Origin of the sequence: Xinfangfangia pollutisoli (assembly GCF_020179405.1) — a bacterium.
GTDB lineage: Bacteria > Pseudomonadota > Alphaproteobacteria > Rhodobacterales > Rhodobacteraceae > Pseudogemmobacter > Pseudogemmobacter pollutisoli.
This window is the reverse complement of record NZ_JAICBZ010000024.1, coordinates 16,831-41,807: the sequence shown is the minus strand read 5'-3', so window position 1 is coordinate 41,807 and position 24,977 is coordinate 16,831. Positions and strand designations below refer to the sequence as shown.

Here is a 24,977-nt window from a genome sequence, read left to right as displayed (position 1 = left end):
GGGGTGTCCCACGGTGGGACAGGGGGGTGGCGTGAGGGATTTCAAGGGGTTAGGTGGGTGGAATTAAGGGGTTGTTAGAGGTTGATGTGTTTCAAAATTGCATGGTCGGGTATGCCATGGGCACAGAGCGGCCTGAATTTCGATGCGGCAACAGAATCGCAGAAAACATAAAAGCATTCACTCGCCAATGCAGCCGAGTTTCGCATTCTTCATCGCGAAGTGCTGCAACATTCGCGCCCCAAAACGAAATCAATTGGAATTGCCAATCTTTCGTTTTTACATCCATTTGGCTGATATATCTTATGGATCAATACGATCAACGACACTGTCTACTGCATCAAGGCCGGCTTTGAGCTGACTTTTATTCACCTTTACATCTGGATCGCTGTGTACGGGGTAGTAGTCTTGGCGCATCCTAGACATCGGCGTCCCATGGTGCGCAGCGACTACCCCTGCAGTATTGAAATCTCGAAGTTCACCAACATAATCCTTAAGGAACAGGTCTCTATTTCCAGGGATGACCGCGCGAGCTGTAAATCGATGAGGATTGGACTGGAACTCCGCCCATAACTGATCAGCTGTGGCGTCCGAAAAAGCTTGAAATGCCGCAGCCGCGCCTTTAAATTGTGTGAAGCGGTTTCCTATAGCAAGATGAACCTGCGGGATCGTTATTTTTCGGTTATCAGCCTTAGCAGCAAATGTGTAGTTTCCGAAGAACGGATGTGGCGGAACGGTGCCATAAAGTAAAGCGAATAGCGCCTTCACTGCAACGCGCGATGAATCGTCCGCATTAACGGGCACCAGAATGCGCGACGAGCCACAGATAGCCAGCTCTGTATAAATCGAGAACGAAGGATTGGTGTCAAAAAACACGGTCCATTTCTGACCGTCGAGTGCATCCGCCATTCTCTTGAATATGAGATGGACCCACTCCCACGGATCCGCCAACCCAGGAAATGGAGTTCGATTTGCTTCATCGTTGATGGCTGGCGCCATCAGTTCCAAATTTCCATCCCCACAAAGAAGGAATAGATTTTTCGAAATATTACCATTGATGGAGGAAACTTGAACTGAATAGTTATGAATCTGCGGAGTAGCTCTATTCAGAATAGCATCAGATATGTACCCCACCACGCTTTTCGGCGTAGCGAGTGAGCACAACTTGAGAAGCTCGGTCTCACCGGCCACACCGCCCCCCAATAACAACATCGAGCTATTGGCCTGAGGGCACAGATCCACAACTAAAACGTTGCGATCAGGATGAGTCTCCGCAAAGCGAGATGCAATATGGAAGGTAATCGTACTCTTCCCAGTCCCGCCTTTGTTGTTCCAAATAGAGTACGATTCCAAATTTTGCCCCCAGACTTACATTTGCACACCACCGCCGAAGACCACACAAAACACCTGCATCGTCCAGCTAGTGCAAGCTAGTTTCGTGCGTTTAGCACTCAGACGCAAGGGTGACGGAGATTATATAGGACAGATTTATTTCTGCCTGATTGTCCGGAACATGTCTAGTTGGTGACCTTGGGCCACGCGCTGTCCACGCGCTGGCCACACGCTGCGCCAGACAAGAACGTCTATTCTGGGCCGTCCCCTACCCTCCATGCGACGCCCGCACGACCCGCTCGCAATGGGCCGCCAGCTCCTTGCGGGTCGCAAAGGCGTCCACCGGGACCGGGGGGTGGTAGATCACCTCGACGCGGCCATGCCGCCTTGCGGCCAGCATCCGCAGCAGATGCGGGGCGAAATCCATCTCTCCCCACCAGCCATAGAAACGCGGGTCGGCGCCCGCAGGCGCGCGGTAGATCACCGTGACGGGCTGGATCTGCAATTCCCGGTACAGGTCGGGGGCGAAGAAGGCCTGGAACAGCGTGGGCTTGAAGGGCAGCACGCGCGCGGAATCGGTCGAGGTGCCCTCGGGGAAGAACAGCAATTGGTGGCCGGCCAGCAGGCGGGTCTCGAACAGGCGTTGCTGATCGCGCGCCTCGGCGGCGTTTCTGCGGATGAAGACGGTGCCGGTGGCGCGGGCAAGCCAGCCGATGAAGGCCCAGCCCGAGACCTCGGCCTTGGCGACGAAATAGATCCGCTGGCCGGCATTCAGCACGAAGATATCCAGCCAGGAGGAATGGTTGGCCACCACCGCGCCGCGCGCCGTCATCGGCCGGCCGGTGACGCGAAGCCGCAGGCCCAGAAGCGCCAGGTTCATCCGGCAGACCGCCTGGGTCAGATGCGGCGTCCAGGGCCGGACGGGGCCGAACAGCGGCGCCTCGACCAGCCGCAGCAGCAAGAGCAGCACCAGACCCAGATAGGTCAGGATCGCCATCGGAATGCCCCGGGCCAGCGCGCGCAGCCAGCCAGCCGGGCCGATGCGCGGATGCGGGGGCGGCGCGGTCAGCCAGTCGCTCAAGCCGAGCCCTTCTTGCGGGTGTAGAAATCGCGGTGGCGCGACGACATGCGGCCCGTATCCATCACCAGGCAGACATCGGTGGTGTTGAAGGGCCGGTCGATGAAGGCGCCATCGCCCACCGTGCCGCCCAGCCGCAGATAGGCCTTGATCAGCGCCGGCATCGCCTTCATCGCGGCGGCGCGGTCCAGCTGCTCGGCCGGGATCAGGTTCATCTCGGCCCGCCCCGGCGGCAGGGCGCGCACCCGCATCTCGGGCGGCGACAGATGGGTGTGGTACAGATAGCTCAGCGGCATGGCCAGCGCGGCCACATCGGTGCCATGGAACGAGGCCGCGCCGAACAGCACTTCGATGTCGCGTTCCAGCACATAATCGGCCAGCCCGTTCCACAGATGGAACATCGCCGCCCCGCCGCGATGGTCGGGATGCACGCAGGTGCGGCCCAGTTCCAACAGCCGGCGCCCCGAGGCTAGCAGCGCGGACAGATCGTATTCGGTCGAGGAATAGAAGCGCCCCGCCCGGTCCAGCCGGTCCGAGGGCAAGAGCCGGTAGGCGCCGACGACATGGTCGGCGCTGGCCGGGTCGACCCTTGTGTCGATCAAGACCAGATGGTCGAAGACCGGGTCGAATTCGTCCCGCTCCAGCCGCTGGGCATGGTCGACCAGCGGGCCCTCGGCCCCCAGTTCCTCAACGAATACGCGATAGCGCAGCCGCTGGGCCCCCCGCAGGTCGGCCGGATCGCTGGCAAGGCGCAGCGTATAGACTGTGTCTTCGGCCAGTAGCATGGACCCCATCCCGTCGCGCGCCTATGGCTTAAAGTCCCGGGCCGGGCAATGCAACGACAACCTCCCCTTCCGCGGGTGTTGCGGGCGCGCGGCCATCACAGGTTGCAATGCCGGCGGGAATGCCCAGTATGGAATTTACGACGGAAATTCGGCCAGAAGGTCGATCTGTCGCATGTCGATGACCTGCTTGCCCGCGTGTTCGAAATTCACCGTGCAGCGCCAGGCGATCACCGACTGGACCTGACCCAGGCCCCAATCGGGGCGCCCGGGATGCCGGACGAACATGCCGGGTTCAAGAAACGAATTCATCGCGCAGACCCCAGAGGCCAAAGATGCAAGACAAGCCAGACCTCGCCGCCCTGATCGGATCGCGAATCTGCCACGACCTCATCAGCCCGATCGGCGCGATCGGCAATGGGGTCGAGCTTCTGATGATGGAGCGTGGCGCCGCAAGCCCCGAACTGGCGCTGATCGCCGAAAGCGTCGCCCATGCCAATGCGCGGATCCGGTTTTTCCGCGTGGCCTTCGGGGCGGCGGGGCAGGATGCGCGGATCGCCCGGGGCGAGGTGGTCTCGATCCTGACCGACATGATGCGCGGCGGGCGGCTGCAGGTCGAATGGATCAGCCCCTCGGAACTGGCGCGCAGCGAGGTGAAGCTGGCCTTCCTGCTGCTGCAATGCCTGGAAACCGCGCTGGCCTATGGCGGCCGGATTAGGATCGAGCGGGGCGAGACGGGCTGGCTGATGCAGGCCGAGGCGGCGCGGCTGAAGATCGACCCGGCGCTATGGGAGGTGCTGACCGAACGCCACCCCCCGGCCGAGATCGGCGCCGCGCAGGTGCATTTCGCCCTGGTCCCCGAGGCCTTGGCCCAGCAGGGCCGCCGGCTGGTGGCCGAACTGAAGGAATCCGCGATCCGGCTGAGCTTCTGATCCGGGCGCCGGCCTGCCCGGGCCGCGCGGCATGGGCAGGGTCAGGGGCAAGGTCGCGGGCAGGCCGGTGCCGATCTGCCGGATTTTTGGGCAACTGCGGCGCAAATGCCGGGAGATGCCGAAAACTTCACCGCTCTTCCGGAGCCAGACTTTCTTTCACCGCCCGGCCGCGACAGGTTGGTCCGAACCGTCAGAACGTCGGACCCGGGACATGTCGATCAAGGCCAGCATCTACCACCTTACCCATTATCGCTACGACCGGCCGGTGATGCTGGGGCCGCAGATCATCCGCCTGCGCCCTGCCCCGCATTCGCGCACCCGGGTTCTGTCGCACAGTCTGAAGGTCAGCCCGGACAAGCATTTCGTGAACCACCAGCAGGACCCGTTCGGGAACTGGCTGTCGCGCTTCGTCTTCCCCGAACCCGTGCGCGAGTTGAAGATCGAGGTCGATCTGGTCGCCGACATGACGGTCTACAACCCGTTCGACTTCTTCGTCGAGGAACAGGCCGAGCATTGGCCCTTCGACTACGCGCTGGATCTGGCCGAAGACCTGGCGATCTACCGCAAGACCGAAGCCGTCGGGCCGTTCTTCCAGAAATTCCTGGATGCCGTGCCGCGCGACCGGGTGCGCACCGTGGATTTCGTGGTCAACCTGAACGCCGCCATTGCCGGCAAGGTGGCCTATACGATCCGGATGGAGCCCGGGGTGCAGACGCCCGAGGAAACGCTGGGCATCGGCTCGGGCTCGTGCCGCGATTCGACCTGGCTTCTGGTGCAGGCGCTGCGGCATTTCGGTTTCGCGGCGCGCTTCGTGTCGGGCTATCTGATCCAGCTGAAGCCCGATCTGAAATCGCTGGACGGGCCCTCGGGCACCGATCACGATTTCACCGATCTGCATGCCTGGGCCGAGGTCTATCTGCCCGGCGCGGGCTGGATCGGGCTTGACCCGACCTCGGGCCTGCTGGCGGGCGAAAGCCATATCCCGCTGGCCGCGACCCCGCATTACCGCTCTGCCGCGCCGATCGTTGGCGGGTTTTCGGCCGCGGGCACGCCCGAGACAAAATTCGCCTTCGACATGAAGGTCGCGCGGGTGGCCGAACATCCGCGCATCACCAAACCCTTCTCGGATACTGCCTGGGACGAGTTGAACGCCCTGGGCCAGAAGGTGGACGAGGCACTGGTCGCGGGCGATGTGCGGCTGACCATGGGCGGCGAGCCGACCTTCGTGTCGATCGACGATTACGAAAGTGCCGAATGGAACACCGCGGCGGTCGGCCCGACCAAGCGCATCCGCGCCGATCAGCTGATCCGCCGCCTGCGCAGCCGCTTCGCGCCGAACGGCTTTCTGCATTACGGCCAGGGCAAGTGGTATCCGGGCGAAACCCTGCCGCGCTGGACCTTCAGCCTGTATTGGCGCAAGGACGGGCTGCCGGTCTGGCAGAACCCCGATCTGATCGCCGATGAGGGCGAGGATTTCGCGGCCACCCCGCTGCAGGCGCAGGAATTCCTGCGCGAGATCGCGGCCGAGCTGGACCTGCCGGAAGACAATATCGAACCCGCCTATGAGGATCCGGCCGAATGGCTGGTGAAAGAGGCGAACCTGCCCGACAATGTGACGCCGGAAAACTCGCAACTGAAAGACTCCGAGGAACGCCACCGCCTGGCCACGGTCTTCAACCGCGGCCTGACCGAACCCGTGGGCTTCGTTCTGCCGGTGCAGCCCTGGCAGGCGCGGTCGGGCGGTCGGAAATGGCATTCCGAGAAATGGCGGCTGCGGCGCGGCAAGATCTTTCTGGTGCCCGGCGACAGCCCGGCGGGCTACCGGCTGCCGCTGGCCAGCCTGCCGCATCTGACGCCCGCGCAATATCCCTATATCAACCCGATGGACCCGACGGTCGATCTGCCCGACCTGCCCGATCCCCTGGATCACGATGCAAGGCGCAAAAGCCCGCCCTTGGCCCGTTTCCTGCCCGCAGCCCCGGCCCAGACGCAGGTGCCGCAAGAGATCTCGGAAGTCGACGGCTGGGTGCGCACCGCCCTGTCGGTGGAACCGCGCGACGGGCGGCTATGCGTCTTCATGCCGCCGGTGCCGATGCTGGAGGATTACCTCGACCTTCTGCACGCGGCCGAGGCGGCGGCGCTGCGGCTGGGGCTGAAAGTGCATATCGAAGGCTATCAGCCGCCGCAGGATTCGCGGCTGAACGTGATCCGCGTCGCCCCCGATCCGGGCGTGATCGAGGTGAACATCCACCCCGCCCACAGCTGGGACGACTGCGTGGCGATCACCACCGGCGTCTATGAGGAAGCCCGGCAAAGCCGGCTGGGCGCCGACAAGTTCATGATCGACGGCAAGCATTGCGGCACGGGCGGCGGCAATCATGTGGTCGTGGGCGGCAATACCACGCTGGACAGCCCGTTCCTGCGCCGGCCGGACCTGCTGAAATCGCTGATCCTGCACTGGAACCGCCACCCTTCGCTGTCCTATCTGTTCTCGGGCCTGTTCATCGGCCCCACCAGCCAGGCGCCGCGGATCGACGAGGCGCGGCATGACAGCCTGTACGAGCTGGAAATCGCCCTGGCGCAGATGCCGGCGCCGGGCTCGGGCCTGCCGCCCCTGCCCTGGCTGACCGACCGGCTGTTGCGCAACATCCTGACCGATGTCACCGGCAACACCCACCGGGCCGAGATCTGCATCGACAAGCTGTATTCCCCCGACGGGCCCACCGGCCGGCTGGGGCTGGTGGAATTCCGCGGCTTCGAGATGCCGCCCGATGCGCGGATGAGCCTGGCCCAGCAATTGCTGCTGCGCGCGCTGATCGCGCGGTTCTGGGTCTCGCCCGCGACGGGGGATCTGACCCGCTGGGGCACGGCGCTGCATGACCGTTTCATGCTGCCGCATTTCGTCTGGGAAGATTTCCAGGACGTGCTGCGCGACCTGAACCGCCACGGCTATCCGATGCGCGAGGAATGGTTCGTGGCCCAGCAGGAATTCCGCTTCCCCTTCTGCGGCGAGGTCTCGGTCGAAGGCGTGACGCTGGAGATCCGCCAGGCGCTGGAGCCCTGGCATGTCCTGGGCGAAACCGGGGCCATCGGCGGGACGGTGCGCTATACCGACAGTTCCACCGAACGGCTGCAGGCCCGGCTGACCGCGGCCCAGCCCGGCCGCTACGAGGTTCTGTGCAATGGCCGCCGCATGCCGCTGACCGATATCGGCGGCGGCGCTTCGGTCGCGGCGGTGCGCTACAAGGCCTGGCAGCCCGCCAGCGCCATGCATCCGGTCGTGCCGGTCGACACACCGTTGCATTTCGACATCTATGACAGCTGGTCAGGCCGGGCGATTGGCGGGGCGACCTATCACGTCGCCCATCCCGGCGGGCGGAATTACGAGACATTCCCGGTGAATGGCAACGAGGCCGAGGCGCGACGGCTGGCGCGGTTCGAACCCTATGGCCATCGTCCGGGCCATTGGCACCGCCCGCCGGCCGAACGCCGGTTTGCCGAATTCCCGTTCACGCTTGACCTGCGCCGCTCGGCCGGGGTCTAACCATCGCATGCAACCGCAGCAGGGCAAGGCTTTGGCGTCGGAGGGCGGCCTTCTGGCCTATCGCCCGCTTCCAGGCGTGCCCGATGAAATGGCCGATGCCCAGGGCCGGATCCGCCCGTTGTGGCAAGGGCTTGCGCGCTGGCTGGACAGTCTGACCCCGACCGAGCGGGTGCTGCATTTCGCCCGGGCCGACCAGTATCTGAACGATTCGGGCGTGTTCTACCGGATGTATGGCGCCGAGGGCTCGGTCGAGCGGCGCTGGCCCTTGTCGCCTGTGCCGGTGCTGGTGGACGAGGACGAATGGCTGGCGCTGGTGCCGGCCCTGGCGCAGCGCGCCGATCTGCTGGAACGGGTGATGGCCGATCTATACGGGCCGGGCGATCTGGTCGCCTCGGGCCGGCTGCCGCCGGATCTGGTGGCGGGCAACCCCGAATGGCTGCGCCCCCTGGTGGGCGTGCGCCCGCGCACCGGGCATTTCCTGCATTTCATCGCCTTCGAGCTGGGCCGCGGCCCGGATGGCAAATGGTGGGTGCTGTCGGACCGCACCCAGGCGCCCTCGGGCGCGGGCTATGCGCTGGAAAACCGCGTCGCCACCTCGCGCGCGCTGTCGGAATTCTACGCGACCGAGAATGTCCACCGCCTGGCCGGCTTCTTCCGCGACTTCCGCGACGCGCTGCTGGCCCATCGCACCGACCGCGAGGGGCGGGCCGCGATCCTGACCCCGGGCCCGCTGAACGAGACCTATTTCGAACACAGCTATATCGCCCGCTACCTGGCCTTCAACCTGGTGCAGGGCGACGACATGAGCGTCCAGGACGGCCGGCTTCTGTTGCGCACCGTCTCGGGGCCGAAGCCGGTCGAGGTGCTGTGGCGGCGGCTTGACAGCGCCTATGCCGATCCGCTGGAACTGGATCAGGGCTCGCGCATCGGCACGCCGGGGCTGATCGCCGCGCTGCGGGCCGGGCAGGTCAGCCTGATCAACGCGCTTGGCTCGGGCGTGCTGGAGATGCGGGCGCTGATGGCCTTCCTGCCCCAGCTTGCCCCCGAGCTGGTCGGCGCGCCGCTGCTGATCCCAAATGTCGCGACCTGGTGGTGCGGTGCGCCCGCGGCCCGCGCCACCGTGCTGGCCAATCCGGGCCGGATGATCCTGGGCGGCGCGCTGTCGACCGCCCTGCCCTTCGATCCGCATGCCGGGCGCGTGCCGGCCGATACGCTCAGCCGCGAGGCGCTGGCGCGCAAGCTGGACCGCGAGGGCGCGCAGCTGGTGGCGCAGGAATCGGTCACGCTGTCGACCACGCCCGCGCTGATCGACGGCACGATCCTGCCCCGGCCGATGACGCTGCGCGTCTTCCTGGCGCGCACGCAACAGGGCTGGCAGGTGCTGCCCGGCGGCTTTGCCCGCATCGGCGCCACGCCCGACCCAGCCGCCATCGCCATGCAAAGGGGCGGCAAGGCGGCCGATGTCTGGATCGTCGCCCGCCACAAGGTCGAAACCCTGTCGATGGTGCCGGCCCGCCCCGAAGCCTATCGCCGCCCGCTGCCCTCGGCCCTGCCCTCGCGCGCGGCCGACAACCTGTTCTGGCTCGGGCGCTATGTCGAACGGGCCGAGGGGATCATCCGGCTTCTGCGCGCGCGCAACACCCGTATGGCCGAAGCCGGGCTGGCCGCCGCCCCGCTGTTCGACTGTCTGGCGCCCCTGTTCGCAGCCCAGGGCGTGAAGCCCGACGAAGGCATTCCGAAAGGGCTGCTGGCCACGCTGGATGCGGCCATCACCAGCGCGGCCCAGGTGCGCGACCGGTTCTCGCCCGATGCCTGGTCGGCGCTGGCCGATCTGCAGAAGACCGCAAGGCGGATGGCAACCCGCGTCACGCCCGGCGACGATGCCGCCCGCGCCCTGTCGGCGCTGCTGCGCAAGCTGGCCGGGATCTCGGGCCTGGTGCATGAGAACATGTATCGCTTCGTCGGCTGGCGCTTCCTGTCGATCGGCCGGCTGCATGAACGCGCGCTGTCCATGGCCGGCTGGCTGTCGGTACTGGCCGATCCCGAGGCGCCGGTGGGCGCGCTGGAACTGGCGGTCGAGGTGGGCGATTCCGTCCTGACCCATCGGCGGCGCTTCTCGGTTTCGACCGCGCGCGCAACGGTGATCGACGTGCTGGCGCTGGACCCGATGAACCCCCGCGCGCTGCGCCATCAGATCGACGGGCTGCGCAGCCAGATCGACCTTCTGCCCGAGGCGCGCGACCATGGCGTCCTGTCGCCCATCGCCCGCGACATCCTGCGCATGCAGACCGATCTGGCGGTGGCCGATCCCGAAACGCTGGACACTGCCGCGCTGGAAGACTTCCGCGACCGGATCGCCGCCCTGTCGGACCGGCTGACCGCGACCTATCTGATCTGAACCGAGCCCCCGCCCCATGCGCTATCAGCTGCATCTTGCGATCCATTACGCCTTCGAGCGGCCGCCCGGCTCGGGCCGGCAGCTTCTGCGCGTGCAGCCGGCGCAGATCGCCCGGGTCCAGCGTGCCGACCAGATCGCGCTCAGCATGCAGCCGCCGCCGCAGGACCAGGACCGCTTCACCGATTTCTGGGGCTTCCAGGTCACCAGCTTCACCCTGCCGCCGGGCCTGTCCGAGCTGCGCTTCGACCTGACCGCCCGGGTCGAGCGGCAAGAGCCGGGACCGCGCTTTGACCTGTCGGTCCACCCGGCCGAATTGCCGGCCGAACTGGCCGCGGCGCCCGGCCTGGGCCCCGCCGCGCCGCATCATTTCCTGGCCGCCTCGCCGCATATTCCCGCGGTGCCCGCGATTTCCGCCTTCGCCGCCAGCGCCTGTGCCGGCGCGCCCACCGTGGCCGCCGCGGTCGAGGCGCTGGGGCAGGCGCTGCATGCGGCGATGACCTTCGATCCCCGCGCGACCGAGGTGGACACGCCGATCGCCACCGCCTTTGCCGCGCGCCGCGGCGTCTGCCAGGATCTGTCGCAGATCATGATCGCCGGACTGCGCAGCCAGGGCATTCCGGCCGCCTATGTCTCGGGCTATCTGCGCACCCTGCCGCCGCCGGGCAAGCCGCGGCTGGTGGGCGCCGATGCGATGCATGCCTGGGTGCGCGCCTGGACGGGGGTCGAGGGCGGCTGGCTGGATTACGACCCGACCAATGCCTGTTTCGTCGGCGGCGACCATATCACCGTGGGCGCGGCGCGCGACTATTCCGAAGCGGCGCCGGTCATCGGCATGCTGCGGATGCAGGGGCTGCAATCGGGCAGCCACGCGGTCGACATCGTGGCGCTGTAGCCCGCGCGCAGCCAGCCCTTGCCGCACGGGATGCGCCCGTGCTTTCATCGCCCAGCCGCGCCGGATGCGGGCGGCAGGGGGGGGCAATCCATGCGCATGATCCGGTCACTGGCCTGTCTGGCCCTAAGCCTGACCCTGACCTGCGGCCTTCTCGCCGCGCCGGCGCGGGCGGGCGATCCGGCCGAGGTGATGCAGCAATGGTACCGGCTGGTGCTGGAACTGGTGCGCCATACTGCCACCTATTCGCCCCCCGTCGCCGCGCGCGCCTTCGCCTATACCGGCATCATCGCGCATGAGGCGCAGGTCGGCGGCCCCGGCGGGGGGGTGACGCTGGCGGGTCAGGTAAACGAGCTGACCGCGCTTCCCGCCCGCGACCCGGGCCTGGCCTATGACGAGGCCATCGTCCTGAATGCCGCCCTGACCGAGGCGGTGGACGCGTTCTTCTTCAATACCGGCCCGACCGGGCAGCGGGCGATGGAAGCGATGGACAAGGCCTTGTCGGCGCAACTGGCCGAAGGCGTCGACCCCCAGGTCCTGCGCCGCAGTGTTGATCATGGCCAAGCCGTCGCGCGCCATATCATCGCCTGGTCCGATGGCGATGGCGGCGCGGTGATCGACAATATGGGCTTCCCCGAGACCTGGGTGCTGACCCCGGGCCCTGCGCATTGGGTGCCCACCTCGACCGTGGCGCTGCAGCAGAAACCGCTTCTGCCCTATTGGGGCAATCTGCGGCCCTTTGCCCTGCCCGATGGCGCGACCTGCGGCCTGCCGCCGCCGCCCGACTATTCCGAAGATCCCGGCTCGGATTTCTACCGCGAGGCGAAGGAAGTCTATGACGCGGTGAATGCGCTGACGCCCGAGCAGACCGCCATCGCCCGCTTCTGGTCGGATGATCCGATGCTGTCGCCCACGCCCCCCGGCCATTGGATTTCCATCGCGATGACCGAATTGCAGATCGAAGGCGCCGATGGCCCGCGCTGGGGCGCGGTGATGGCGCGGCTGGGCATCACCCTGGCCGACAGTTTCATCGGCTGCTGGCATACGAAATTCGAATACGATCTGGTCCGCCCGGTGACCTATATCAATCGGGTGATCGACCCGAACTGGCAGCCGATCCTGATCACCCCGCCCTTCCCCGAATACCCGTCGGGCCATTCCACCCAATCCGGCGCCGCGGCCGAGGTGCTGGCCGCGGTCTTCGGCGCCGATCACGCCTTTGTCGATGGCACGCATCTGGATGACGGCATCCCCGAACGCGCCTTCGCCTCGTTCCAGGCGGCCGCCGAAGAGGCCGCGATCTCAAGGCTTTACGGCGGCATCCATTTCCGCGCCGCCATCGAGCGCGGCCTGACCCAGGGCGCCTGCATCGGCGCCTATGCCGTGGCGCTGAGGATGTCGGAATGAAGGGCATCGTCCTGGCGCTGGCGCTGATGACCATGGCTCTGGCTGCGGCGGCGGCCAGCGGCGAAACCGCGATTCCGCGCTTTGCCGAGGAAACCGCGCCCTCGGGCCTTGCCCACAGCTTCACCGGCGAATGGACCTTCATGGTCGGCGGCGGGGCGGCGGTCTTCGACTGCAACGGCGATCTGCGCCCCGAGGTCTTGCTGGCCGGCGGCACCGCGCCCGCGCAACTGTTTCGCAATGACAGCGCCCCGGGCGGCGCGCTGGCCTTTGCCGCCCTGCCCGACAGCGGGCTTGCCATCGACCAGGTTTCGGGCGCCTGGCCTTTGGACATCGACGGCGACGGGATCACCGATCTGGCGCTGTTGCGCGTGGGCCCCGACCGGCTGATGCGCGGCCTGGGCGATTGCCGCTTTGAAGAGGCCAGCGCGGACTGGGGGTTCGACGGGCTGGATCTCTGGTCCACCGCCTTCGCCGCGACCTGGGAAAAAGGCCAGTCCTGGCCGACACTTGCGGTCGGAAGCTACATCGACCGCAGGCAAGAGGCCTTCCCCTGGGGCTCTTGCACGCCGAACCATCTGTACCGGCCTGCGCCGGGCGGCGGCTATGGCGCCGCCCTGCCGCTGAGCCCCGGCTTCTGCGCCCTGTCGATCCTGTTCACCGATTGGAACCGCTCGGGCAGGCCCAGCCTGCGCGTGTCGAATGACCGGGAATATTACAAGGGCGGGCAGGAACAGCTTTGGCATTTCCCCGCAGACGGGCCGCCGCGTCTGTACACGCCCGAGGAGGGCTGGGCGAAGCTGCGGATCTGGGGCATGGGCATCGCGCAATCCGATGTGACGGGCGATGGCTATCCCGACTATTTCCTGACCTCGATGGCCGACAACAAACTGCAGGTGCTGAAAGACCCCGCTTCGGGCAAACCGCAATATGCCGATCAGGCCTTCAAGCGCGGCGTGACCGCACATCGCCCCTTCACCGGCGGCGATCCGCGCCCCTCGACCGCCTGGCATGCGGAATTTACCGATGTCAACTTGGACGGGCGAGTCGATCTTTACGTCGTCAAGGGAAACGTCTGGCAGATGCCGGATTTCGCCGAGAAAGATCCCAACAACCTGTTGATCCAGAACGAAGATGGCAGCTTCACCGAAGCGGCGGAAACCGCCGGAGTGTTAAGCTTTGCCGAAGGCCGCGGCGGGGCGGCGGTGGATCTGAACGCCGATGGCCTGCCCGATCTGATCGCGGTCAACCGCAATGCGCCGACGCAAGTCTGGCGCAATCTGGGCGGGCCCGGCATGGGGCATTTCCTGGCGCTGCGCCTGTCGCAGCCGCAGGGCAACCGCGATGCAGTCGGCGCCATCGTCGAGATCCGCGCCCCGGGCCTGCCGGTACAGACGCGCGAGATCACCGTCGGTGGCGGCCATGGCGGCGGGCATCTGGCGCCCCTGCATGTCGGCCTGGGCACGGCCGAGACGGCCGAGATCCGCATCACCTGGCCCGGCACCGCCGGTCCCGGCCCCTGGCAAAGCCTGGCCGCCGACCGGGTCTGGCTGCTGGCAGAACAGGCGAAGCCGGTGCCGATCGCCCCCTGATGCCGCGCGCGCAGGACAAGCCCATTGACAGGTCCCCCCGGCAATTGTCCAACTGGTCAAAGAACCGGCCCCGTTCCCGAGGGCCGGACAACATCAGGGAGTTCCGAGATGATCCTTACCCGTGGGATCGGCCGCAGCGCGGCCCTTGCAATCCTTATGGCCGGCGCCGCCCCGGCCGCGCTTTTCGCCGAAACCCCGGCCGATACGCTGGTGATCGCCGATGCGATCGACGACATCGTCTCGATCGACCCGCATGAGGCCTTTGAATTCTCGGGCCTCGACCTGAACAACAACCTCTATGACACGCTGGTCGAATTGGATCCGACCAAGCCGGGTGAGCTGATTCCGGGCCTGGCCGAAAGCTGGTCGGTCTCGGAAGATGGGCTGACCTTCTCGTTCAAGATCAAGTCGGGCATCACCTTTGCCTCGGGCAATCCGCTGACCGCCGAAGACGCCGCCTATTCGCTGAAGCGGGTGATCAAGCTGGACAAGACCCCGGCCTTCATCCTGGCCCAGTTCGGTTTCACCAAGGACAATGTCGACGAGAAGATCACCTTCGACGGCGACACCGTCTCGTTCACCACCGACAAGGTCTATGCGCCGTCTTTCGTCTATAACTGCCTGACCGCGGGTGTTGCGAATATCGTCGACATGAAGACGGTCGAGGAGCATGCCGTCGATGGCGACATGGGCAATGAGTGGCTGAAGTCGAACTCGGCCGGGACCGGCGCCTATGTGCTGAAAAGCTTCAAGCCGAACGAGGGCTATATCCTTGAGGCGCGGCCGGGCTATTGGCGGGGCGATGCGAAGATCAAGAACATCTTCATGCAGCATATCCCCGAAGGCGCGACCGAACGGCTGCTGTTGGAAAAGGGCGATATCGACATCGCGCGCAAGCTGACGCCGACCGATGTGGAAGGGCTGTCCGGCAATGCCGATGTCACCATCACCAGCGATGTGGGCGGCCAGATTTATTATCTGGCGATGAACCAGAAGGTCGAGGCGCTGGCCAATCCCGATGTGCTGGATGCCATGCGCTATGCCGTTGATTACACCGGCATGGCCGACACGATCCTGAAGGGGCAATGGGGCGTTCACCAGGCCTTCCTGCCCAAGGGCTTCCTGGGGGCGCTGGATGACACGCCCTTCACGCTGGATCTGGCCAAGGCCAAGGAATTGCTTGAAAAGTCCGGCGTTCCGCTGCCCTTGAAGGTCTCGATCACCGTGCGCAACACCCAAGACCGGATGGATATTGCCCAGTCGATCCAGAACACCTTCGGCCAGATCGGCATCGAGCTGACGCTGGATGTGGGCGATGGCAAGCAGGTGTTGGAAAAGTACCGCGCCCGCCAGCATGAGATCACGCTGCAGACCTGGGGCCCGGATTATCCCGATCCGCATACCAATGCCTCGACCTTCGCGCAGAACCCCGACAATTCCGACGAGGCGAAGGCGACTGGTTATCTGGCCTGGCGCACCGCCTGGGATCCGGGCGAGCTGGGCGCGATGACCGAAGCCGCGGTGGTCGAACCCGATTCGGCCAAGCGCGCCGAGATGTACAAGGAAATCCAAGAAAAACACCGCCAGGATTCCGCCTTCGTCCTGATGTTCCAGGAAATGAAGGAGACCGGGCTGCGCACGAATGTGAAGGATTTCTACACCGGCGGCGCGGTTGATTCCGCGTCCTACTGGCTGGTCACCAAGTAAGCGAAGCGGCCCGCCCGTCGCAGAGCCTGCGGCGGGCGGGTCCCTTTCCCGATGGCAAATACCTCCTCCCCCGCCCCCGTCCCCCTCTCTGGCCCCTCGCCCTGGCGCGGTCGCCTGTTCGGGCTGGGCACCAGCCTTCTGTCGCTGATGCTGACCCTTCTGGGCCTTTTGACGATGACCTTCATCATCGCCCGCGTCGTGCCGATCGACCCGATCCTGTCGATTGTCGGCGAACGCGCGACGCCGGCGCAGATCGAGACCGCGCGCCAGCATTTCGGCCTGGATCGGCCCTGGTATGTGCAATACGGCATCTATCTGTGGGATGCGCTGCAGGGCGATCTGGGCGTGTCGATCCGCACCCGCGAGCCGGTTCTGCAAGAGGTTGCAAGGTATTTCCCCGCCACGCTGGAACTGGCCACGCTGGGCACGCTGTTCGGTGTTCTAGCGGGCGTGCCGGCGGGGGTTCTGGCCGCGACAAGGCCCGGCAGTTTCGCCGATCAGATCGTGCGGATCGTCGGGCTTGTGGGCTATTCCATGCCGGTCTTCTGGCTCGGGCTCCTGGGGCTTCTGGTGTTCTACGGCCAGCTTGACTGGGTGGCGGGGCCGGGGCGGCTGGATGCCAGCTATCAGATGCTGCTCGAGTTCCAGATGACGCAATATACCGGCATCATCCTGATCGACGCGGCGCTGAACGGCGCCTGGGACATGTTCCGCAACGCGATCAGCCACATCATCCTGCCCTCGGCTTTGCTGGGCTATGTCTCGATGGCCTATATCAGCCGGATGACCCGCAGCTTCATGATGAATGAACTGGGGCAGGAATACATCACCACCGCCCGCGTCAAGGGCATGCCGGAATGGCGGGTGATCTGGGTCCATGCGATGCGCAACGTCATGGTGCCGCTGATCACCGTCATCGCCTTGAGCTATGCCTATCTGCTGGAGGGCGCGGTGCTGACCGAGACGATCTTTGCCTGGCCGGGCCTGGGCCGCTACATCACCGATGCCTTGTTCGCCAATGACATGCCGGCGGTTCTGGGCGGCACGGTCGTGGTCGGCCTGGCCTTCGTCACCCTGAACATGATCAGCGACATCCTGTACCGGCTGGTCGACCCGAGGGCGCGCGCATGACCAGCCTTCCCGCAAGACAGGGCTGGCGCGGCTGGCTGACCGATCCGAACCCGCGTTCGCGCCGGCAGGCGCGGCTGGGACAGGCCTGGCTGGCCTGGCTGCGCATCCGCAGGAACGGGCTGGCGATGCTCGGGCTGGCGATCGTCGGGCTTTTGCTGCTGACGGCGCTGCTGGCGCCGCTGATCGCCCCGCATGATCCGGTGGTGCAGGATCTGTCGCGCCGCCTGCAGCCGCCCGGCACGCCCGGTTTCCTGCTGGGCACTGACGATTTCGGCCGCGACATCCTGAGCCGGATCATCTGGGGCAGCCGCGTCACCCTGTATATCATCGCGCTGGTCGCGGTGACGGCGCCGGTGCTGGGGCTGATGATCGGCACGGTCTCGGGCTATTTCGGCGGCTGGGTCGATGCGGTGCTGATGCGGCTGACCGATATCTTCATGGCCTTCCCGCGGCTGATCCTGGCCCTGGCCCTGGTGGCCGTTCTGGGCCCCGGCATCTTCAACGCCGTTCTGGCCATCGCGCTGACCGCCTGGCCGCCCTATGCCCGCGTCGCCCGGGCCGAGACGCTGACCGTGCGCAATTCCGACTATATCGCCGCCGTCCGCCTGCAGGGCGCCAGCCATCTGCGCATCATCGCCGGCCATATCGTGCCGATGTGCCTGCCTTCGGTCATCATCCGTGTCACGCTGGACATGGCCGGGGTGATCCTGATCGCCGCCGGGCTGGGCTTCCTGGGCCTGGGCGTGCAGCCGCCGATGCCGGAATGGGGGCAGATGATCTCGGCCGGGCGGAAATTCCTGTTCGAACAATGGTGGATCCCGACCATGCCGGGCCTGGCGATCTTCCTGGTCTCCCTGGGCTTCAACCTGCTGGGCGACGGGTTGCGCGATGTGCTGGACCCGCGGAGTGCCCCGAAATGAGCCCGCTGCTTGAGGTGCAGAACCTGCGCGTCACCTTCGACACCGAGACCGGCCCGGTCGAGGCGGTGCGCGGCGTGTCGTTCAGCCTTGGCCGGGAACGGCTGGGGATCGTGGGCGAATCGGGCTCGGGCAAGACCATGACCGGACGGTCGGTCTTGCGGCTGATCCGCCCGCCGGGCCGGATCCAGGCCGACCGGATGGTCTTTGACGGGCACGACCTGATGACGGCGGGCGAACGCGAGATGCGCGCGCTGCGCGGCAAGCGGATCGGCATGGTGATGCAGGATCCGAAATATTCGCTGAACCCGGTGATGAATGTCGGCGATCAGCTGACCGAGGGCCTGCGCCGCCGCGACGGTCTGGGCCGCGCGGATGCCCGCGCCAAGGCGCTGGCCGCGCTTGAGGCGGTGCAGATCCGCAACCCCGAACGGGTGCTGACCGCCTATCCGCATGAATTGTCGGGCGGCATGGGCCAGCGGGTGATGATCGCGATGATGCTGATCCCCGAACCCGACCTGCTGATCGCCGACGAACCCACCTCGGCGCTGGACGTGACCGTGCAGGCCGAAGTGCTGTCGATCCTGGACCGGCTGGTGCGCGATCGCGGCATGGGGCTGATCTTCATCAGCCACGACCTGCGGCTGGTGGCGCGGTTCTGCGACCGGGTTCTGGTGATGTACAAGGGCAAGATCGTCGAGGAAATCGCCGCCGGCCGGCTGATGCAGGCGCAGCACCCCTATACGCAGGGCCTGCTGAACTGCCTTCCGCGGATCGGCGGCAGCCGCGCCGCCCTGCCGGTGCTGGACCGCTCGGGCGGCTGGGCGCAGGAGGGCACGCAATGACCCCGCCCCTCGCGCCTCACCGGAATTTTCGAAAATTCCGGTCCGGAGCCTTCAAAGGCTCCGCTGCGATTTCTTCGAAGAAATCGCTTGCCCCGCAGCTGGGGGGCCCGCAATGGCGATGATCGACATCCAGGGCCTGTCCGTCACCTTCCGCTCGAAAGGGCATGAGGTGCGCGCGGTCGAAGACGTGTCGCTGTCGGTCGCGGCGCAGGAAAGCTATGGGCTGGTGGGCGAATCCGGCTCGGGCAAATCCACCATCCTGCGCGCGATCTGCGGGCTGGCGCCGGTCTCGGCCGGGCGGATCCTGATCGACGGCAAACCCCTGCCCCAGGGCCGCGCCTTTTCGCGCCAGGTGCAGATGGTGTTCCAGGACCCCTATGCCAGCCTGCATCCCCGCCACACCATCGACCGCACCCTGTCCGAGCCGCTGGCCATTCACGGCCTGCCCGGCTCGGATGCCAAGGTGGTGCAGGCGCTGCAGGATGTGGGCCTGCCGCCGGCCTTCCGCTTCCGCTATCCGCATCAGCTGTCGGGCGGCCAGCGCCAGCGCGTCGCCATCGCCCGCGCGCTGATGCTGGAACCGAAGATCCTGCTGCTGGACGAGCCGACCTCGGCGCTGGATGCCAGCGTCCAGGCCGAGGTGCTGAACCTTCTGAACCGGCTGCGCGCCGAACGCGGGCTGACTTTCCTGATGGTTTCTCATGACCTTGCGGTCATCGACCATATGTGCGACCGCGTGCTGGTGATGCAGCACGGCCGTGCCGTCGAAGAGCTTGCCCGCGCCGATCTTGCCAATGCCAGGATGCAGACCGGCTATGCCCGCAGCCTGTTCGAGGCCTCGGCCGACCGCCTGATGGAGACAAAGTGATGATCCCGGTTTTCGACGGCCATAACGACTTCCTTCTGCGCCTGCTGCTGGACCCGGCCCGGCGCGAAGAGATCTTCCTGACCGGCGAAGGCATCGGCCATCTGGATCTGCCGCGGATGCAGCAGGCGGGCTTCGCCGGTGGCTTCTTCGCCGTCTACCTGCCCTCGCCGCATGACGATGACGGCCCCGATTTCATGGCGATGATGGCGCACCCGCCCTTCGCCCTGCCCCTGCCCGACCCAATCCCCTTCCCGGCCGCCATCGGCCCGGCGATGCAGGCGGTCGGGCATCTGTACTGGATGGAACGCGCAGCCAAGGGCGCCTTGAAGATCGTGCGCTCGGCCGATGATCTGGATGCCTGCATCGCCACCGGCACCATCGCCGCGATCCTGCATTTCGAAGGCGCCGAGGCGATCGATGAAAGCCTGGATTCGCTGCATCTGTTCCATGCCGCCGGCCTGCGGTCCTTGGGCCCGGTCTGGTCGCGCCCAACGCTGTTCGGCCATGGCGTGCCCTTCGCCTTCCCCTCCTCGCCCGATACAGGCCCCGGCCTGACCGAGGCCGGACAGCGGCTGGTGCGCGAATGCAATGCGCTGAAGATCATGCTCGACCTCAGCCATCTGAACGAAAAGGGCTTTGACGATGTCGCCCGCCTGTCGGATGCGCCGCTGGTTGCCACCCATTCCAACGCCCATGCGCTGACGCCGTCGTCGCGCAACCTGACCGACCGGCAGCTGGCCATGATCCGCGAGTCGAAGGGCATGGTCGGGCTGAACTTCTCGACCTCGTTCCTGCGGGCCGATGGCCAGCAGAATGCCGCCACCGGCTGGGATCCGGTGCTGCGCCACATGGACCATCTGCTGGAACAACTGGGCGAGGATCATCTGGGCTTCGGCTCGGATTACGATGGCTGCACCACGCCCGAGGTGATCGGCGATGTGCTGGGCCTGCCCCGGCTGCTCGAGGCGCTGGCGGCGCATGGCTATGACCGGCCGCTGCTGCAAAAGCTGGCGCATCGCAACTGGCAGGCCGTCCTGCGCCGGACCTGGGGCGGCGCTGCATGATCCTGCACGCACCTGCCCTGCCTGCGCGCCCCCTTGCGGCGGGCCAGGACCTGCCGCCCGCGCCCCGAGGCTGACCGATGTGCTGGAGTGGCGAAGCCTCATACGCGCTGGCGGCGGCCGGCCTGGCGGCAACCGGCTATGCGGCCTGGAAGAAAGACAGCCCGCTTCTGTGGCTGCCCCTGATGTATTTCTCGGGCATGGAACTGCTGCAGGGCTATACCTACAGCGTGATCGACCAATGCGGGCTGGGCGCGAACCGCTTTGCCACGCTGCTCAGCTATCTGCATATCGCCTTCCAGCCCTTCTTCGGCGCGATGATGGCGCTGTATTTCGTGCCGGCCGCCGTGCGGCGCCTGGCCTGGCCGATCTGCCTTGCCGCCTGTTCGATCTCGGCCGCGGTGATGATCGTGCAATTGCAACCGCTTGAGGCGGCGGGGCTTTGTACGCCCGGCCGGCTGTTATGCGGGCCGCAGATGTGTTCGGTGACGGGCAATTGGCATATCGCCTGGCAGGTGCCGGTGAATGGCATGTTCGAGGGGATGGCCGCCGCAAGCCAGGGCTGGCCCTGGCACAGGCTGTTCGCCGATGCCTTCCCCACCTATCCGATCGCGATGTTCCTTGTCCCGTTCCTGCTGGGCTCGTGGAAGCTGGTGATCTACCATCTGCTGATGGGCCCGGTTCTGGCGCGGCTGACCACCTCGAACCCCAACGAGATTCCCGCCGTCTGGTGCCTGTTGTCGATCGGCTTCCTGATGATCGCGATCAAGACGCCGGTGCGGCGCTATCTGCAGGTCGAAAGCTGGCCGCTGTGGCGGATCTGGCCGGGCCTGTCGGGGGCGCGCGCCGCATGATCGCCGAACGGCTGTTCCTGGGCTTCCTGACCCGGATGCTGCGGGTCGGAGAGCTGACCCTGACCCTGCCTGACGGCACGACCCGCCGCTTCGGCCCTGGGGGCGAACCGCGCGCCGCGCTGGTCGTGCATGATGCGCGCGCCTTTGGCCGCATCCTGAAGAATCCTGATCTCGGCTTGGGCGAATGCTATATGGAGGGGCTGATCTCGGTCCCGGCCGAGGATCTGCGCAGCCTGATCCGGCTGGCGATCCTGAACGAGCAGGCCGGCGATTTCCCGCTGGCGCATCGGCTGGTCGAAGGCTTGCGCCTGGTCTGGCGCCGGGCGGTGCAGCGCAGCCCGATCCATGTCTCGCGCCGCAATGTCGCCGCGCATTACGACATTCCGGCCGAATTCTACGGGCTCTTCATGGAGCCGGGGCGGCAATATACCTGCGGCTATTTCCCGAAAGGCGACGAGACGCTGGAGGAAGCGCAGGAAAAGAAAAAGGCCCATATCGCGCGCAAGCTGCTGCTGCGGCCCGGCATGCGGGTGATGGATATCGGCTGCGGCTGGGGCGGGCTTGCGGTCACGCTGGCCAAGGATTGGGGCGTCCATGTCACCGGGATCACCCTGTCGGCCGAGCAGAAGGCCGCGGCCGAGGCCTTCGCGGCTGAAAATGGCGTGTCCGACCAGGTCGAGATCCGGCTTTGCGATTATCGCGAAGTGGCCGAACCCTTCGACCGCATCGTCTCGGTCGGCATGCTGGAACATGTGGGCGCGCCGCAATACCGCACCTATTTCCGCAAGTTGCATGACAACCTGACCGAAGACGGGCTGGCGCTGATCCATTTCATCGGCCGGGCGACGCCGCCGGGCGTGTCTTCGCCCTTCTTCATGAAATACATCTTCCCCGGCGCCTATACGCCCGCTTTGTCCGAAGTGCTGGCGGCGGTGGAAAAGTCGGGGCTTTACAGCTGCGATGTCGAGGTCTGGCGCGGGCATTACGAACGCACGGTGCGGCATTGGCAGCAACGCTTCGAGGCGAACCTGCCCCGCGTGCGCGAGATGTTCGATGAAGGCTTCGTGCGGATGTGGCGCTACTATCTGACCGCGGCAGAGCTGGTGTTTTCCGAACGCTACAACCTGTTGTTCCAGGTCCAGCTGGGCCGTGGCCGCTATGCCGCGCCCCGCACGCGCGACTATCTGTATCCCGATGCCGATCCGGTGCCGCGCTTTGGCCCGGGCGAGCCAGCCTGAAAGACGGGGCCTGAAAGACGGGGCCTGACGCGGGCACTTGAGCCGGGCCCCGCCGGGCGGCTAGGACTGATGCAGCGGCCCTGTGCCGCGAGGGGGAGCCTGTGGAATGACCGATCTGCCGCTGAAGCCATTGTTCGACCTGCCCGAGGGCGTGATCTATCTGGACGGCAACTCGCTGGGCCCGCTGCCGCGCGGCGCGGCCGAACGCGCGGCCGAGGTGATCGGCGCGCAATGGGGGCAAGAGCTGATCCGGGCCTGGAATTCGGCCGGCTGGATCAGTCTGCCGCGCCAGGTGGGCGACCGGATCGGCGGGCTGATCGGGGCGCCCGAAGGCTCGGTCGCAACGGGCGATACGCTGTCGATCAAGGTCTATCAGGCGCTGGCGGCGGCGCTGGCGCTGCGCCCCGACCGGCGCGTCGTGCTGTCGGACCGCGGCAATTTCCCGGCCGACCTGTACATGGCGCAGGGTCTGATCGACACGCTGGGAAAGGGGCATGAGTTGCGGCTTGTCGATCCCGACCAGGTGCAGGACGCGCTCGGCCCCGATGTGGCGGCGGTCTTGCTGACCCAGGTCGATTTCCGCAGCGGGCGGATGCATGACATGGCCGCGATCACCGCTGCCGCGCATCGGGCCGGCGCGGTGATGATCTGGGATCTGGCCCATAGCGCCGGGGCGGTGCCGGTCGACCTGACCGCCTGCCAGGCCGAATTCGCGGTGGGCTGCAGCTACAAGTTCCTGAACGGCGGGCCGGGCGCGCCGGCCTTCATCTATGCCCGCCCCGATCTGATCGCGGATCTGCGCCCGGCCCTGGCCGGCTGGATGGGCCATGATGCGCCCTTCGCGATGGAGCTGGCCTATCGCCCGGCACAGGGCGCCGAAAGGCTGCGCGTCGGCACGCCGCCGATCCTGCAGCTGGCGGTGCTGGACCGGGCGCTGGACGTCTGGCAGGGCGTTTCCATGGCCGATCTGCGCGCCGCCTCGATCGCGCTGTCCGAACGTTTCATCGCCGCGGTCGAGGCGCAATGCCCTGCCCTGCGCCTGGTCTCGCCCCGCGACCCGGCCCAGCGCGGCTCGCAAGTGTCTTTCGCCTTCCCGCAGGGCTATGCCGCCATTCAGGCGCTGATCGACCGCGGGGTGATCGGCGATTTCCGTGCCCCCGACATCATGCGTTTCGGCATCACGCCGCTGTATCTGGACGCCGCCGATATCGACCGCGCCGCGGCGCTGATCGCCGAGGTGATCGGCAGCGAAATCTGGCGCGATCCGAAATATCAGGTAAGGTCGCGGGTGACCTGACCGCAGCCCGAGATCCTGGATGCCCGCCGGCTTTGCCACGCCCCCGCCGCCCCGCGCCCGCGATCTGGGCCTGCCCTTTCCGGGCACGCCCGGGCCCCTGAACGCCATCACCGATGTCGAAGGCGTCGAGGTCGGCTTCTGCACCCTGACCGATCCGGCGCAAAGGCTGCGCAGCGGTGTGACGGCGGTGCTGCCCCGCGGCCACGACCCGCGCCCCCGCCCGGTCTGGGCCGGCCATGCCGCGCTGAACGGCAATGGCGAGATGACGGGCACGCATTGGATCGACCATGCCGGGCATGTCCTGGGCCCGATCCTGATCAGCAACACCCATGCCATCGGCGCCTGCCACAGCGGCGCCGTGCGCTGGATGATCGACACCTATGCCAGCCATTTCCGCGACCGCCACGCCTGGGCGATGCCGGTCGTGGCCGAAACCTATGACGGGGTGCTGAACGACATCACCCGGCTGGCGGTGACCCCCGATCATGCGCTGGCGGCCCTGGCCGCGGCCCGGCCGGGCCCGGTCGCCGAAGGCTCGACCGGCGGCGGCAACGGGATGATCGCCTATGAGTTCAAGGGCGGCACCGGCACCGCCTCGCGCCGGGTCGATCTGGGGGCCGGCTATACGGTCGGCGCGCTGGTTCAGGCCAATCACGGCATCCGGCCCTGGCTGACGATCCTGGGCCGGCCGGTCGGGCAGCTGATGCCCGAGGGCCGGCTGATCAAGCGCGAGACCGGCTCGATCATCGTGATCCTGGCCACCGACGCGCCGCTGTCGCCGCTGTCGCTGCAGGGCCTGGCGCGACGGGCGGCGATCGGCATCGGCCGCGGCGGCACGCCGGGCGGCAACAGTTCGGGCGATATCTTCCTGGCCTTCTCGACCGCCAATCCGCAAGAGCTGCCACAGACCGCCCTGCTGCGCCGGATCGACGAGCTGGCGCCCGACCATATCGACCCGGTCTATCTGGCCGCGGTCGAGGCGGTGGAAGAGGCGGTGGTGAATGCGCTTGTCGCGGGCGAGGATGTGCCCACCGTCAAGCCCGAGGGCGGCATCTGCCGGGCGATCGACCGCGCGCGGCTGGCGGCGCTGTTTCGCGACGGCGCGGGCTAA

20 protein-coding genes are annotated in these 24,977 nt (G+C 66.5%); 16 read left to right on the top strand and 4 right to left on the bottom strand.

The genetic code is table 11. The features are described 5' to 3' along the window. Positions 1-300: 300 nt before the first annotated feature. From K1Y73_RS09565 to K1Y73_RS09550, 4 genes are all read right to left on the bottom strand, one after another. Positions 301-1,350 (bottom strand): ParA family protein, encoded by a 1,050-nt coding sequence (locus K1Y73_RS09565; protein WP_225028065.1) that lies wholly within the window; start codon positions 1,348-1,350, stop codon positions 301-303. Between the two features lie 247 nt (positions 1,351-1,597). Beyond that, a complete protein-coding gene (locus K1Y73_RS09560; protein WP_225028064.1) occupies positions 1,598-2,410 on the bottom strand; it encodes a lysophospholipid acyltransferase family protein in 813 nt (270 codons plus the stop codon). Beyond that, positions 2,407-3,192: a GNAT family N-acetyltransferase gene (locus K1Y73_RS09555; RefSeq protein WP_225028063.1), complete on the bottom strand. Its 786-nt coding sequence runs from the start codon at positions 3,190-3,192 to the stop codon at positions 2,407-2,409. Before K1Y73_RS09555 ends, K1Y73_RS09560 begins: the two co-directional genes overlap by 4 nt. A 135-nt stretch (positions 3,193-3,327) precedes the next feature. Then, a complete protein-coding gene (locus K1Y73_RS09550; protein WP_225028062.1) occupies positions 3,328-3,501 on the bottom strand; it encodes a DUF3553 domain-containing protein in 174 nt (57 codons plus the stop codon). 23 nt (positions 3,502-3,524) lie between these two features. Between K1Y73_RS09550 and K1Y73_RS09545 the strand changes: the two genes are divergently transcribed. The 16 genes from K1Y73_RS09545 (at position 3,525) to K1Y73_RS09470 (ending at position 24,977) form a co-directional block, all read left to right on the top strand. Further along, positions 3,525-4,121 carry a histidine phosphotransferase family protein gene (locus K1Y73_RS09545; RefSeq protein ID WP_225028061.1) on the top strand — a complete coding sequence of 199 codons (597 nt, stop codon included), beginning with the start codon at positions 3,525-3,527 and terminating at the stop codon, positions 4,119-4,121. A 211-nt stretch (positions 4,122-4,332) separates the two neighbouring features. Further along, positions 4,333-7,665 (top strand): transglutaminase family protein, encoded by a 3,333-nt coding sequence (locus K1Y73_RS09540; protein ID WP_225028060.1) that lies wholly within the window; start codon positions 4,333-4,335, stop codon positions 7,663-7,665. Positions 7,666-7,672: 7 nt separating this feature from the next. After that, positions 7,673-10,063 (top strand): circularly permuted type 2 ATP-grasp protein, encoded by a 2,391-nt coding sequence (locus tag K1Y73_RS09535; protein WP_225028059.1) that lies wholly within the window; start codon positions 7,673-7,675, stop codon positions 10,061-10,063. 16 nt (positions 10,064-10,079) lie between these two features. Next, on the top strand, positions 10,080-10,955 hold the full coding sequence (locus tag K1Y73_RS09530) for a transglutaminase family protein (protein ID WP_225028058.1): 876 nt from the start codon (positions 10,080-10,082) through the stop codon (positions 10,953-10,955). 90 nt (positions 10,956-11,045) lie between these two features. Next, positions 11,046-12,359, top strand: coding sequence for a vanadium-dependent haloperoxidase (locus K1Y73_RS09525; protein ID WP_225028057.1), 1,314 nt, complete (start codon positions 11,046-11,048; stop codon positions 12,357-12,359). Beyond that, positions 12,356-13,948, top strand: coding sequence for a CRTAC1 family protein (locus K1Y73_RS09520; protein WP_225028056.1), 1,593 nt, complete (start codon positions 12,356-12,358; stop codon positions 13,946-13,948). The genes K1Y73_RS09525 and K1Y73_RS09520 overlap by 4 nt, the downstream gene beginning before the upstream one ends. 108 nt (positions 13,949-14,056) lie before the next feature. Then, positions 14,057-15,655 (top strand): ABC transporter substrate-binding protein, encoded by a 1,599-nt coding sequence (locus K1Y73_RS09515; RefSeq protein ID WP_225028055.1) that lies wholly within the window; start codon positions 14,057-14,059, stop codon positions 15,653-15,655. Positions 15,656-15,706: 51 nt separating this feature from the next. Then, positions 15,707-16,786 carry an ABC transporter permease gene (locus K1Y73_RS09510; RefSeq protein ID WP_404819079.1) on the top strand — a complete coding sequence of 360 codons (1,080 nt, stop codon included), beginning with the start codon at positions 15,707-15,709 and terminating at the stop codon, positions 16,784-16,786. Then, positions 16,783-17,706: an ABC transporter permease gene (locus K1Y73_RS09505; RefSeq protein WP_225028054.1), complete on the top strand. Its 924-nt coding sequence runs from the start codon at positions 16,783-16,785 to the stop codon at positions 17,704-17,706. The genes K1Y73_RS09510 and K1Y73_RS09505 overlap by 4 nt, the downstream gene beginning before the upstream one ends. After that, a complete protein-coding gene (locus K1Y73_RS09500) occupies positions 17,703-18,548 on the top strand; it encodes an ABC transporter ATP-binding protein (RefSeq protein ID WP_225028053.1) in 846 nt (281 codons plus the stop codon). Before K1Y73_RS09505 ends, K1Y73_RS09500 begins: the two co-directional genes overlap by 4 nt. Positions 18,549-18,660: 112 nt before the next feature. After that, positions 18,661-19,416 (top strand): ABC transporter ATP-binding protein, encoded by a 756-nt coding sequence (locus tag K1Y73_RS09495; protein ID WP_225028052.1) that lies wholly within the window; start codon positions 18,661-18,663, stop codon positions 19,414-19,416. Next, positions 19,416-20,480: a dipeptidase gene (locus tag K1Y73_RS09490; protein ID WP_225028051.1), complete on the top strand. Its 1,065-nt coding sequence runs from the start codon at positions 19,416-19,418 to the stop codon at positions 20,478-20,480. Before K1Y73_RS09495 ends, K1Y73_RS09490 begins: the two co-directional genes overlap by 1 nt. Positions 20,481-20,557: 77 nt before the next feature. Further along, complete coding sequence (locus K1Y73_RS09485; protein ID WP_225028050.1) at positions 20,558-21,331, top strand: DUF5765 domain-containing protein; 774 nt, start codon at positions 20,558-20,560, stop codon at positions 21,329-21,331. After that, the gene (locus K1Y73_RS09480) at positions 21,328-22,569 is read left to right on the top strand and encodes an SAM-dependent methyltransferase (RefSeq protein ID WP_225028049.1); all 1,242 of its coding nucleotides are present in this window, start codon (positions 21,328-21,330) and stop codon (positions 22,567-22,569) included. Before K1Y73_RS09485 ends, K1Y73_RS09480 begins: the two co-directional genes overlap by 4 nt. A gap of 106 nt (positions 22,570-22,675) precedes the next feature. Beyond that, on the top strand, positions 22,676-23,866 hold the full coding sequence (gene kynU / locus K1Y73_RS09475; RefSeq protein WP_225028048.1) for a kynureninase: 1,191 nt from the start codon (positions 22,676-22,678) through the stop codon (positions 23,864-23,866). 19 nt (positions 23,867-23,885) lie between these two features. Continuing rightward, positions 23,886-24,977, top strand: coding sequence for a P1 family peptidase (locus K1Y73_RS09470; protein ID WP_225028047.1), 1,092 nt, complete (start codon positions 23,886-23,888; stop codon positions 24,975-24,977).